Below are 12,957 nucleotides of genomic sequence, written 5' to 3'. Positions count from 1 at the left end.
AAGGAGGAGGCATCCTGATGAATATCGTGGTTGTGTTGAAACAAACGTTTGACACAGAAGAAAAAATCGTCATCCAAAACGGACAAATTTCCGAAGATGGCGTTGAATTCATCATTAATCCCTACGATGAGTACGCTGTAGAAGAGGCGATCAAGCTCAAGGAAGATCACGGCGGCGAAGTAACCGTAATCAGCGTCGGCCCAGACCGTGCGGAAAGTGCACTGCGCACTGCTTTGGCAATGGGAGCAGACAAGGCTGTTTTGGTGGATGACGAGTCTCTGTTCGGAGACGAATTCACGATCGCCAAAGTATTGGCTGCAGTAGCGAAAAAGGTTGGCTTCGATATCATCATTGGTGGACAAATGGCTGTAGACTCCGGGGCTGGCCAAGGCGGTCCTCGTCTGGCAGAAGAACTGGGAATTAACCATGTATCGACTGCTGTGAAGCTAGAGGTGGACGGGACGAACGTACGCTTAGAGCGCGATGTAGAAGGGGACCTGGAAGTTGTGGAGACGAGCCTTCCTGTTTTGATTACGGCTCAGCAAGGACTCAACGAACCGCGCTATCCTTCTCTCCCAGGTATTATGAAAGCGAAGAAAAAACCATTGGATAGACTCGGCGCAGACGATTTGGGAATTACTGCGGATGAGGTAAAAGCAAAGACAGAAATCGTCGATCAGACATTGCCTCCGAAAAAGCAGGCGGGTCGCATTCTCTCTGGCGAATTGGCAGCTCAAACGTCGGAATTGGTGCAACTGTTGCGCAATGAAGCGAAAGTGATCTAAGCGAGAGGGAGAGGATATCCATGAAAAAAGTACTTGTATTGGCAGAAGTACGTGACGGACAACTTCGCAACGTGTCGCTGGAAGCATTGACTGCAGCACAAGCATTGGCTGAGGGCGGCGAAATCGTAGCAGGTGTATTCGGAGCAAATGCAGCAACGCATGCAGTGACATTGGGTCATCACGGTGCGAGCACGGTATATACGGCTGATCATACAGCGTTGGCACAGTACACGCCAGATGCGTATGTGCAGGCACTCGCGCAGTTGATTGAACTGGCTTCTCCAGACGCAGTTGTTTTGGGTCACACCGCGATCGGTCGTGATATCGCACCTCGCGTAGCAGCGAGACTCGGTTATGGTCTGGTTTCGGACGTAACAAGTGTAGAAGCGGGCCCTGTCTTCGTTCGCCCGATCTATGCAGGAAAAGCGACGCAATCACGCAAATTCGTTGATGGAACAACATTTATTACGATTCGTCCAAACAACATTGCCATCGGCGCTGCTGACCCTTCGAAAACGGCAGTGGTGGTACCAGTTGAATTGGATATCAAGGATTTGCGCACGATCGTAAAAGATGTTGTAAGAAAAACAAGCGGCAAAGTAGATCTTTCCGAAGCAAAAGTCGTGATTTCCGGTGGACGCGGAGTGAAGAGTGCAGAAGGCTTCCAGCCGTTGTACGATCTGGCGGAAGTACTCGGTGCAGCTGTTGGTGCATCTCGTGGCGCTTGCGACGCAGACTATTGCGATTACTCCATGCAGATCGGACAGACAGGTAAGGTTGTTACACCTGATCTGTATATCGCATGCGGGATTTCGGGAGCGATTCAGCACTTAGCTGGTATGTCCAGCTCGAAAGTCATCGTAGCCATCAACAAAGATCCGGAAGCGCCAATCTTCCAAGTGGCTGATTACGGTATCGTAGGTGACTTGTTCGAAGTGCTGCCATTGCTGACGGCAGAGTTTAAAAAAGTATTGGTGTAACAGAAAGACAGTAACAAGGCGCTCCTTTTGGGGCGCTTTTTTTGTCCGCAAGGCTTACTTTATTCTTTCCTTGCTTGGTATAATAGGCAGTATGGAGAGGTGAGCGGGATGAGCGAACAGCTTTTGCAACAACTGATACACATGGTGGCGGAGAATAACCGATTGGTTAAAGAAACGCAGGAGGAGCTACGCGAGTTTAAGAAAGAAATGTATGATTTTCGGGATGAGATGTACGAATTCCGCGATGACGCTACGCGCCGTTTAGACAGAGTGGAACGCCAAAATAAACATATCGATGCAGACCTTGATCTGCTGCATCGGAAAGTTAGTGACCACGAACGGGAGATCAACCGGATCAAACAAGTCGGGCAATAAGGTGCGGCCAGACTGGACAGACTATAGCGAGAAGTGCAGGGCAAAGTGTGGAGCGGCGTAGTCAATTTGTTGTTTGAATGATATACTGATAACCGTTAGGAACCTTTATTTAGTAATTGAAATTCAAGGAGGTAACTTCTATGGCAATTGTAAATGCTACCGACCAAAACTTTTCCCAGGAAGTAGAGCAAGGCGGTACAGTCCTGGTTGACTTCTGGGCTCCATGGTGCGGCCCTTGCAAAATGATCGCTCCTGTACTGGAGCAAATCGACGGTGAAGTGGGTTCCCAGCTCAAAATCGTCAAAGTAAACGTGGATGACAACCCAGATTCTGCTGGTCGTTTTGGCGTAATGTCCATCCCAACGCTGATCGTATTCAAAGACGGTCAACCAGTTGACAAAGTGATCGGCTTCCAACCAAAAGAAGCGCTCATGGCAACTGTAGGCAAACATCTGTAAGAGCAATGCAATGAGTAAAGCGGCATGTAATGTGCCGCTTTTTTTTATGGTTAGATGCGGAATTCTGAACGATCGTTTGTCAAAAAATTAAGTTTACTTGAGCGAAAATAATTGCGTTTTTAGAATACTTTGATTAAACTTCTTGTATTCAATTTATTTCGAAAATAGAGGGGGCTTTTCTAATGAAGGGATTTCATTTGATGCGCTCGCTGGCGGCGATCTCGCTAGGGGCGGTATTGATGGTCGGATGTTCGAGCGGAGGAAATACAAGTGCTCCTGCAGCAGGAGAAGGTGGCTCTGGACAAGCAGCTAGCGCCGATGGACAAGAGGTTCAAGCAAAAATCGGTGTCGTTGGTTTCCTCTCAGGATCTGGCGCAGCCTATGGAGAAGCACAAAAAGCAGGATTGGAGCTGGCGTTGGGCGAGCTGAATGAAGCGAACAAAGGCAAGCTCAAGATCGAATTGAAGTTTGAAGACTCCGCCGGAGAAAAAGAAGGCGCGATTAATGCGGTAAATAAACTGATTAATCAGGATAATGTCGTAGCGATCATCGGACCGACGCTTTCCGGTGAAATGTTTGCAGCAGGACCTGTTGCAAACGAGGCGGAAACCCCGATTTTTGGTATCTCCAACACTTCAGAAGGAATCAATGATATCGGGGAGTACGTGTTCCGCAATTCTTTGCCTGAATCCATTGCGATCCCGACAGCTATGAAAGCAGCCGTTGAGAAAAATGGATTGAAAAAAGTAGCACTCATCCATGCTTCCAACGATGACTTCTCCGTGAATGGCTACAAGGTCATGAAAGCAACGGCTGAGAAGCTAGGCTTGGAGATTACCAGTGAAGCGACTTTCGCAAATGGAGATGTGGACTTCTCGGCACAATTGACCAAGCTGAAGCAAACAAACCCAGATGCTTTGCTAGTGTCCGCTTTGTACAAAGAAGGCTCTATGGTTGTGAAAAAAGCACGTGAGCTGGGCTTTACAGGGACAATTCTTGGTGGAAATGGTTTTAATAATCCGAAAGTTTTTGAAATTGCAGGTCCAGCTGCTGAAGGCTTAATCGTTGCGACACCATTCAGCCCTGAAAAGAAAGATGATAAAGTACAAGCCTTCGTAAAAGCATTCGAAGCCAAATATAACAAAAAGCCTGACCAGTTCGCTGCCCAAGCATACGACTCGCTGTATATCATGTCGCAGTCACTGCTTGCCGCAGGAAAAGCAGATCGCGAAGAGTTGCGTGGACAATTGGCTCAGCTGAAAGACTTCACGGGTGTATCCGGCAAACTGTCTTTTGACGAGAAACGCAATCCGATTGGTGATGCGGTTGTCGTTGTCGCAAAAGAAGGCAAATTCGTCCCGTTTGAATAGGATCGTGCCCGGGGTCGCTCCGGGCTTCTTTTTCTATAGTTATCTCGCTGGATCAGAAAGTACCAGATGAAGTTCTTCGCTTGCTGATCCAGCGAGAATAACTCAATCATCGTTGGATGTTAACCACTTAACAGTGAGGTGAGGCATTTGTTTTGGCAGCAATTAGTCAACGGTTTGACAGTTGGTAGCACTTATTCATTGATTGCATTGGGCTATACGCTCATTTTTGGTGTCTTGGGAATCATTAATATGGCACACGGCCAAATTTTTATTTTTGGATCACTGGTTGGCTTGGTATTGATGACCAGCCTGAATATGCCTTTAGGGGTAGCGCTGATCGTGGCGATCGTGATATCGGCCATTTTGGGTCTCGTGCTGGAGTATACAGCGCTTCGCCCCCTTCGTAAAAAAAATGTACCCCATCTGGCATCCTTGATCAGTACGATCGGATTTGCCATTTTGATGGAGGAAGCCATGCACAAGTTTTTCGGTGCTGACTCCCGTGCGTTCCCACAATCCTTTGGGGATACCACTTTTGACTTGGGGCTCATTCAAATTCGCAGCGTCGATCTCGTTATTTTGGGGATTTCTGTGTTGCTGATGTTTGTCCTGCATTTCTGGATTCAAAAAACGAAAATGGGAAAAGCCATTCGCGCGACGGCTGAAAATACGGATACGGCAAATCTTTTGGGGATTAACACGAACATGGTCATTGTCGTGACCGTTATGCTTGCTTCGGCATTGGGAGGCGTCGCCGGAATATTGATCGGGATGGCGTACTCTGCTCTCATTCCGACGATGGGGATGACGCTTGGCTTCAAAGGTTTGGCTGTTTTGATATTAGGCGGAGTAGGCAGCATTCCTGGAGCCATGGTGTGTGGCGTATTGCTCGGGATTATCGAGGTGTTTACCGTCGCGTACGGAGACTCGTCGTATCGGGATGCGGTTGCTTTTGGCTTGATCATTCTCATTTTGCTCTTGAAGCCGGAAGGACTATTTGGACGCAAAGCGTAAGGGAGGTGCAGACATTGGACATTCTCAATCCATATAACTTACAGGTACTGACTTTTATCTTGTTAAACAGTATTTTAGCGATCAGTATTTACATTACGCTCTCGACGGGCCAGCTTTCCTTGGGCCATGCGGGGTTTATGAGCATTGGTGCTTTTACGGCGAGTATTTTGACAAAGCAAGCGGACATGCCTCTGTTTATCGCCATCATAATCGGAGGACTAGCGGCGGGGCTGATTGCACTCTTGATCGGTGCTCCGACATTGAAGCTCCATGGCTTGTACCTGGCTATTGCTACGCTTGGCTTTGGTGAAGTGATCCGCGTTATTTTTCTTAATATGGAAATTACGAATGGCGCCCTCGGATTGACCGGACTTCAATCGATTGGCAATTACTTGTACGATTTTGAAAAAGCAATGGGGTTAAAAGCACAAACCTTTGGCATTTCGGTCATGCAAATGAAGTCATTATCGACCTTTGTGTTTATGCTACTCCTGTTTGCCTTCGTTCTTTTCCTGACGCTGCGTTTGAACCGTTCGCGTCTCGGGCGTGCTTTTGAAGCGATCAAAGCAGATGAAACGGCGGCACGAGCGATGGGATTGCAAGTCAACTATTATAAAATGCTTGCTTTTGTGATCGGTTCAATTTTGGCAGGGGTGTGTGGAGGATTGTTCGCTCACATTACGACGACCATTACGCCAGATGATTTTAACTACCATAAAGTTGTAGAAATTCTGTCTTATGCCGTGATCGGAGGCAGCGAAGTCGTATGGGGGCCGCTGTTTGGTGCCTTGGTTCTCACGGCATTGCCAGAGGTACTGCGTGGTTTGGCCGAGTACAAAATGCTCATGTACGGTTTGATCATGGTCGGTGTAATGGCGTTCCGCCCGCATGGCTTGATCGGTGCCGATACGTTCCAAAAGCTGTTCAAGCGTCGTCGGGGCAAGTCATCGGATAAGGAAGCGAAGGGGGGAGTATAGGATGTTGCTGGAACTTGCGAACGTAGGAAAAAGCTTTGGCGGCATCACCGCTCTTCGTGACGTTTCTTTTTCCGTCAGAGAGGGCGAAATTGTCGGCTTGATCGGACCGAATGGTGCGGGGAAAACGACCATTTTCAATATGGCAACGGGTATATTCGAACCAACGACGGGTACTTTTTCGTTTGCCGGACAAAAGCTAAATGGAATAGCGCCGAACAAAATTACCGAAATGGGGATTGCGAGGACGTTCCAAAATATTCGCCTCTTCGGTCACATGAGTGCGCTGGACAACGTGAAGGTAGGCTGCCATTCGCGCATGAAGGCGGGCTTCTGGGCATCCCTTTTGAAAACACCCGGACAACGTGCGGAAGAAAAGGCGGTTACCAAAAAAGCAGAGGAGCTTCTCGAATTCGTAGGCTTGTCTGACATTGCAGATGTGCGCTCGGATACTTTGGCCTACGGTCAACAACGGCGCCTGGAGATTGCACGGGCACTGGCTACTGAGCCAAAGCTTTTACTTTTGGACGAGCCTGCTGCCGGAATGATCGAGACTGAGACAAAAGCGCTCATGGAGCTGGTCAAAAAAATTCGCGATGACGGGACGACGGTCCTGTTGGTCGAACATGATATGGGATTGGTCATGAACCTGTGTGAAAAGGTCGTATGTATCAACTTTGGGGTCAAAATTGCTGACGGCACCCCGGCAGAGGTACAAAACAATCCAGATGTGATTGAAGCCTACCTCGGCAAGGAGGACGAATAAGATGCTGAACATACAAAACTTGACGACCTCCTACGGTCAAATCAAGGCAATTCGTGGGATCACGTTGGAAGTGCCTGAGGGCAAAATCGTCTCGCTAATCGGGGCAAACGGAGCGGGCAAAACCACAACCATGCGTACGATCGCAGGTCAACTGAAGCCTGAAGCAGGGACGATTACGTTTTGTGGTCAACGTATAGAGGGTTCGAGACCTCATCAGATCGTAAAAGCTGGACTGGCTTTGGTACCAGAAGGGCGTGCGATCCTCGGGAAGATGACCGTGCTGGAAAATCTGGAGATGGGTGCATTCCAGCGCAACGATGCACAAGGAATCAAGGACGACATGGAAAAGATGATGACCTGGTTCCCTATCCTCAAGGAACGGCTTTCTCAATTGGGAGGGACGATGTCTGGCGGTCAGCAGCAAATGCTAGCCATTGCCCGCGCATTGATGTCTCGACCGAAGCTGTTACTTTTGGATGAGCCGTCGATGGGCTTGGCTCCCATCGTAGTGGCGGACATTTTCAAGGTGATCAAAGAAATCAATGCGGAAGGTACAACCGTCCTCATTGTAGAGCAAAATGTCAAACAGGCCCTCAAAATCGCTGATTACGGGTATGTACTGGAGGCAGGGCAAATCGTATTGGACGGCACAGGAGAATCATTGTTAAACGACGAGCGTGTAAAAGAAGCATATTTGGGCGGTCGCAAGCACTAGTCTACCTATAAAAAACTGTCGCTATGGAATGAGGCGGCAGTTTTTTTCGTATTGATTCCATGGTACTATGAAGGGTAGAACGTATATTCTCTTATGATGCGAAAAAGGGAAGGAAGCTGGATACGATGCCAACCAAATTGACGAGAGAGCAAATGGAATATCTTGTTCATCAAGTACAGCGCTATTTTATAGAAGAACGGTCGGAGACACTCGGCAATTTGGAGACGGAAGAGTTGATTGCCTTTTTCTCAAAAGAGCTCGGCCCCTTCTATTACAATCAAGGGGTACAAGACAGCCGCAAGCTGCTGATGGAACGAATGAGTTCCTTAGAAGATGAACTGTATGTATTGGAAAAGCCAATCCACAAGAACAAATAGATACAAGGCAGATATAGAGCAAAGAGGAGGGAGCAGCCATGAACAGCTCCTTAAAAGATAAACTGGCCGTCCTTCCAGATAAGCCAGGTTGCTACCTGATGAAAAATGCGAGCGGGGAAATCATTTACGTAGGAAAAGCCAAGGTTCTGAAAAACCGCGTCCGCTCTTATTTTACAGGCAGTCATAACGGGAAGACGCAGCTGTTGGTCAGTGAGATCGTGGACTTTGAGTACATTGTGGTATCCTCAGCGATTGAGGCGCTCATCCTCGAGTGCAACCTGATCAAAGAGCACGATCCGCGTTACAATGTCATGCTCCGCGACGACAAGACGTATCCGTACATCAAAATTACGAATGAGGCGCAGCCTCGCCTGGAGATTACCCGTAAGGTATTAAAAGATAAAGCCAAGTATTTCGGTCCGTATCCGAATGCCGGAGATGCCTCCGAGGTGAAGAAGCTGCTGGATCGCCTCTATCCGTTGCGCAAATGCCGCAATATGCCCAAGCAGGTTTGTCTTTACTACCATTTGGGACAATGTCTAGCGCCCTGTGTGTACGAGGTATCGGCAGAGGAAAATCAGCGTTTGGTGGATGAAATCAGCCGGTTCCTCGATGGTGGCCATGATGCAATGAAGCAAACTCTCACGGAAAAAATGCTGCAAGCCGCAGAAAACATGGAGTTCGAACGCGCCAAGGAATATCGCGATCAGATCAAGAGCATCGAAGCGGTGATGGAGAAGCAGAAGATCACGTTCGCTGATACGGTAGACCGCGACATTATCGGGTTTGCTGTGGAAAAAGGCTGGATGTGCATTCAGGTGTTCTATATGCGAAAAGGGAAGATGATCGAGCGTCAGACGACTTCCTTTCCATACTACGGTAGCGAAACCGAAGACTTCATGTCTTATGTGAGCCAGTTCTACTACGACAAGCAAAATGCGCTGCCAAAAGAAATTTTGCTCCCGCAAGAGAGTGAACCGGAGCTTTTGAGTGAGTGGCTGGGCATCAAAGTCCACGCTCCCAAAAGAGGCAAAAAGCATGAGCTCGTGAACATGGCTTCCGAGAACGCCCGTATTGCTTTGCAGGAGAAGTTCGCGCTGATGTCCAAGGACGATGCTCGTACGGTCCAAGCGGTACACAATCTCGGTCACATTTTAGGGATTCCGGTTCCTCATCGAATTGAAGCGTTTGACAACTCCAACATTCAGGGAACAGAGCCTGTGTCTGCGATGATTGTGTTTACAGACGGCCGCCCTGACAAAAAGGAGTACCGCAAATTCAAGATCAAAACCGTCGAGGGACCAGATGATTACGGCTCCATGCGCGAAGTCGTTCTCCGTCGATACTCTCGTCTGCTGAAAGAAAACCAGCCGATGCCCGACCTGATTGTGATCGATGGTGGAAAAGGTCAAATCAGTGCCGCTATGGACGTGCTGGAAAACGAGCTGGGTCTCTATATTCCCGTCTGTGGACTCGCGAAGGATGAGAAGCACCGCACTGCTCAGCTCATGTACGGAGATCCGCCAGAGCCTGTAAATCTTAGGCGTGATAGCTATGAGTTTTATTTGTTGCAGCGCATCCAAGATGAAGTCCACCGTTTTGTTATTACGTTCCACAGACAATCCCGGACGAAAACGATGCTCTCTTCGCAATTAGATGAGATCCCGGGTATCGGTGAGAAGCGACGCAAGCTGTTGTTCTCTCATTTTGGCTCGCTGAAAAAAATGCGAGAGGCGACGGTAGAAGACTTCCGCCAATTAGGGATCGGCGACAAGCTGGCAAAAGAAATCATCGGGCATCTGCGCAAGCTGGACACATAGCAAATGTAACTTTTGGAACATCCTCTTAAAAAGGAATTGATCCATTTTTAGACTCATGATATAATCCGATTCAAACAGAATAGTTAGCCTCACTTCCATTATGGAGTGAGGTAGAGGCGCGAAAACCAAGAGTACCACCCTGAGATCGGGTATCTGTGAAGGGGACGGGAAAGGGGAATTCGCCGAAGTGTGGAGGGAAACCCGCTTTTCTCCATGCTGGGTCTGCGTTGAACAAATGCAGGACTGTCATCTGTACAATGACCAATTGTCAGATGGAGAGCTATCTCACGGTGTGTCAATGTGAGTTTTGATGGTGTTTACTGTCAATCTTCGTTGTCCGCGTGTATTGGGAGGGAGGAACCGGTATGTCGAAACAATAGGCAGCGGCAGGTCTTATTCCTTGTCGGTGCCTTTTTTGTAAAATAAAAATGTAAGACTTTTCCTTATAGAGAGAATAGTGAAAAACCATACGATACGAGATAAATACCAACATTGGATATGAGAAAAGGGAGAGAAGCCGCATGGGGTTGATCGTGCAGAAATACGGAGGCACCTCTGTAGGTACCATTGAGCGAATTTTACGAGTTGCGGATCGAATTATCAGCTACAAAGAGGAAGGGCATGATGTGGTAGTCGTTGTTTCTGCAATGGGGAAATCTACTGACGTATTGGTAGACATGGCCAAGCAGATTAGCGCATACCCATCCGAGCGTGAAATGGATATGCTGCTGACCACGGGGGAGCAGGTATCGATCGCGCTTTTGTCGATGGCCTTGCATACAAAAGGCTACGACGCCATTTCTCTGACGGGCTGGCAGGCTGGAATTACCACAGAGGCGATTCACGGAAGAGCACGGATCAAGCAGATTGATCCAGAGCGGATTCAATCCGAGCTCGGCCGTGGTCGTGTGGTGATTGTGGCAGGATTCCAAGGGATCAGTGACGAAGGTGAAATTACGACGCTCGGCCGCGGTGGATCGGATACATCTGCGGTTACACTCGCAGCGAGCTTGAACGCTGAGAAATGCGAAATCTTTACGGACGTGTCCGGGGTATACACAGCTGATCCGCGAATGGTTCCAGCTGCGAGCAAGCTGGATACGATCTCGTATGATGAGATGCTGGAGCTGGCGAACCTCGGTGCAGGGGTTCTTCATCCAAGGTCAGTAGAGGCTGCGAAAAAATACAAGGTAAGGCTGGTCGTCCGCTCCAGCTTTACTGCCGAAGATGGTACGTACGTTGAGGAGGTTGCCAACATGGAAACAGGAAGAGTAGTAAGTGGAGTTGCACACGATGAAGATGTAGCCAAAATTACGGTTGTCGGCATGCCTGCCAAGGTCGGGACGCTCTCCCGTTTGTTTAATACGTTGGCGGACAATCAGGTGAACGTCGATATCATTATCCAAAGCTCCTATGATGCGTCTGTTACGAACATTTCTTTTACCGTTGCAGCGGATGATCTGAAAAAAGCACTGGATACGCTGGACAGAAACAAAACCGAGCTTGGCTTTGAAAAAGTCGATTTCGAGGAAGGCTTGACCAAGGTATCAATTGTTGGCTCAGGTATGATCAACAATCCAGGGGTAGCTGCCGAAATGTTCCGCGTCCTGGCAGAAAAAGAAATTTCTATTAAAATGGTATCTACGTCTGATATCAAGGTTTCTTGCGTTATTCCCGCAGCTTTGACGGAGCTGGCTGTTCGCAGTCTTCATTCGGCATATGGTCTGGATGTCGAGGAAACCGCGGTCGTGCACGGAGTATAAAACATGGATGGATGCTCCCTCTCCCTTTGTTACAGGTAGAGGGGGCATTTTCTTCATGACGCTACTTGTACAGATATACGTATGTCTGAAGGGCTTTCCATTTCGATTTTGCTAAACGCTTCTCTTGCTTTCCACTGCTCAATCATACCAGCTATGATCCCAGCCTCAAAAGAAAGACTACATCCTAGTCTCTCTATAGACTGATAGCTAAAAATAGAATGAGTGAGCGAATAGACGATAGTTTGCCTGGTCTCCTCCACGATGTCTAGTTGGCCTAATCCGAGCCGAATAAAAGGCATAATCGGGCCAGTTGCAGATTGGATGGGGATTTGGCGGCCCATATTTTTTCCTATCCAATAGAGAATATGGTTTTCACTATCACCTAGCAGGGTGCTGGTCAGCGTTTCGCGTAGAAGATGATAGCCAAGATAGGGCATGTTCATTCTTTCCGCATAGGGAATGGTCTCCGGCGGCAACAGTGCTGCAAGCTGATCCTTCTCTTTCATATGTGCCTCCCTCCTGTCTGTACTAGATTATGAGGAGGGGCTCACATTTATGACATCTTAATAGAAAAAATAGCTAGACTAAACAAAGTTATTCTATCAATGTATTTAGTACATTGATTGTCTTGACGCTCTGTGTCGACAAGAGTACAATTGGATTTGGTCAAAGTTTTGCCCAACTTTTTCTCGAATTTTGACACATTCCGACAAATTCATATGATCTAGCAAACGCAGTCTTTTTGTGAACAGCGTCAAGATGCTCTTCATAAAATGATCGTGGCGGTTTTGCTATGTCTAATGGGTGAGGCAATGGGTTAGGATATTGGGGAAAGGTCTATCAAAACGGACGAAAACCGTTTTGGACCGCTTGCGGTGATGCTTGACGTTTTTCACAGAATTGAGAGTTACATACATTGAAAGGGGGACCATTGTATGGCGAAAGGCCATAGCTTTCTCAGTCACAAGCTACACTCACTTCTTGGTTTGTTTCCGATCGGGCTCTTCCTCGTGTTCCACTTGACCGCCAACTATCAAGCGACTCGTGGACCTGAAGCTTTCAACCAGGCAGTAGGCTTCATTGAAAACCTTCCATTTCTGTTAGTACTTGAATTTGCCTTGATCTACCTCCCGATCCTGTTTCACGCAGTTTACGGTCTCTACATTGCGTTCCAAGCGAAGCATAACGTAGGGAACTTCGGTTACTTCCGAAACCAAATGTTCTTGTGGCAACGCGTTACAGGAGTCATTACCCTCATTTTTATTGTTTGGCATGTTTGGGAAACCCGTATCCAAAAAGCACTGGGTGCACACGTGGATTATGACATGATGGCAAACATTTTGAGCAGTCCTGCAATGATCGTATTCTACACAATCGGGATTATTAGCACGACTTTCCACTTCTCCAACGGACTGTGGTCGTTCCTGGTTCACTGGGGAATTACAGTTGGGCCGCGTTCCCAACGCATTGCAACATTCCTGACTTTGGGCGTATTCGTAATTGTAACCTTCATCGGCTTGCGTGCGATGTCGGCTTTCATTTTGTAGGGATAGGGGGACA

The 12,957-nt window shown here is 48.0% G+C and carries 14 protein-coding genes and 1 riboswitch; of the genes, 13 read left to right on the top strand and 1 reads right to left on the bottom strand.

Annotated elements, in window-relative coordinates:
• Positions 1–17: 17 nt before the first annotated feature.
• The 12 genes from ACFVS2_RS11610 to ACFVS2_RS11555 all read left to right on the top strand — a co-directional run bounded on the left by ACFVS2_RS11610 (position 18) and on the right by ACFVS2_RS11555 (position 11,397).
• Positions 18–785, top strand: coding sequence for an electron transfer flavoprotein subunit beta/FixA family protein (locus ACFVS2_RS11610; protein ID WP_390233931.1), 768 nt, complete (start codon positions 18–20; stop codon positions 783–785).
• A gap of 20 nt (positions 786–805) precedes the next feature.
• Positions 806–1,765 carry an electron transfer flavoprotein subunit alpha/FixB family protein gene (locus tag ACFVS2_RS11605; RefSeq protein ID WP_173619072.1) on the top strand — a complete coding sequence of 320 codons (960 nt, stop codon included), beginning with the start codon at positions 806–808 and terminating at the stop codon, positions 1,763–1,765.
• Between the two features lie 108 nt (positions 1,766–1,873).
• Positions 1,874–2,140 carry a hypothetical protein gene (locus tag ACFVS2_RS11600; protein WP_173619071.1) on the top strand — a complete coding sequence of 89 codons (267 nt, stop codon included), beginning with the start codon at positions 1,874–1,876 and terminating at the stop codon, positions 2,138–2,140.
• 140 nt (positions 2,141–2,280) lie between these two features.
• Positions 2,281–2,598 carry a thioredoxin gene (gene trxA / locus ACFVS2_RS11595; protein WP_007722428.1) on the top strand — a complete coding sequence of 106 codons (318 nt, stop codon included), beginning with the start codon at positions 2,281–2,283 and terminating at the stop codon, positions 2,596–2,598.
• 182 nt (positions 2,599–2,780) lie between these two features.
• The gene (locus tag ACFVS2_RS11590) at positions 2,781–3,968 is read left to right on the top strand and encodes an ABC transporter substrate-binding protein (protein WP_390233927.1); all 1,188 of its coding nucleotides are present in this window, start codon (positions 2,781–2,783) and stop codon (positions 3,966–3,968) included.
• Between the two features lie 147 nt (positions 3,969–4,115).
• Entirely contained in the window at positions 4,116–4,982 is an 867-nt protein-coding gene (locus ACFVS2_RS11585) for a branched-chain amino acid ABC transporter permease (protein ID WP_173619069.1), read from the top strand.
• A 5-nt stretch (positions 4,983–4,987) separates the two neighbouring features.
• Positions 4,988–5,959, top strand: a complete 972-nt coding sequence (locus tag ACFVS2_RS11580) for a branched-chain amino acid ABC transporter permease (protein WP_173619068.1) — start codon at positions 4,988–4,990, stop codon at positions 5,957–5,959.
• Position 5,960: 1 nt separating this feature from the next.
• A complete protein-coding gene (locus tag ACFVS2_RS11575) occupies positions 5,961–6,722 on the top strand; it encodes an ABC transporter ATP-binding protein (protein WP_390233924.1) in 762 nt (253 codons plus the stop codon).
• A gap of 1 nt (position 6,723) precedes the next feature.
• Positions 6,724–7,437 carry an ABC transporter ATP-binding protein gene (locus ACFVS2_RS11570; RefSeq protein ID WP_390233920.1) on the top strand — a complete coding sequence of 238 codons (714 nt, stop codon included), beginning with the start codon at positions 6,724–6,726 and terminating at the stop codon, positions 7,435–7,437.
• 125 nt (positions 7,438–7,562) lie between these two features.
• Positions 7,563–7,814, top strand: a complete 252-nt coding sequence (locus ACFVS2_RS11565) for a DUF2164 domain-containing protein (protein ID WP_173619066.1) — start codon at positions 7,563–7,565, stop codon at positions 7,812–7,814.
• A 38-nt stretch (positions 7,815–7,852) separates the two neighbouring features.
• A complete protein-coding gene (gene uvrC, locus ACFVS2_RS11560; protein WP_390233916.1) occupies positions 7,853–9,634 on the top strand; it encodes an excinuclease ABC subunit UvrC in 1,782 nt (593 codons plus the stop codon).
• Between the two features lie 103 nt (positions 9,635–9,737).
• Positions 9,738–9,925: riboswitch (Lysine riboswitch) on the top strand.
• A 230-nt stretch (positions 9,926–10,155) separates the two neighbouring features.
• Entirely contained in the window at positions 10,156–11,397 is a 1,242-nt protein-coding gene (locus ACFVS2_RS11555) for an aspartate kinase (RefSeq protein ID WP_173619064.1), read from the top strand.
• Positions 11,398–11,450: 53 nt separating this feature from the next.
• Here the strand turns inward: ACFVS2_RS11555 and ACFVS2_RS11550 are convergent, their stop codons facing one another.
• A complete protein-coding gene (locus ACFVS2_RS11550; RefSeq protein WP_390233913.1) occupies positions 11,451–11,903 on the bottom strand; it encodes a YslB family protein in 453 nt (150 codons plus the stop codon).
• A 429-nt stretch (positions 11,904–12,332) separates the two neighbouring features.
• Here ACFVS2_RS11550 and ACFVS2_RS11545 point away from each other — a divergent pair, with 429 nt between their 5' ends.
• On the top strand, positions 12,333–12,944 hold the full coding sequence (locus ACFVS2_RS11545) for a succinate dehydrogenase cytochrome b558 subunit (protein WP_390233911.1): 612 nt from the start codon (positions 12,333–12,335) through the stop codon (positions 12,942–12,944).
• Positions 12,945–12,957: the final 13 nt, after the last annotated feature.

Source organism: Brevibacillus sp. NPDC058079 (assembly GCF_042885155.1).
Lineage (GTDB): Bacteria > Bacillota > Bacilli > Brevibacillales > Brevibacillaceae > Brevibacillus.
Note: the sequence above shows the minus strand (reverse complement) of the source record. Positions and strands in the feature narration are given on the sequence as shown.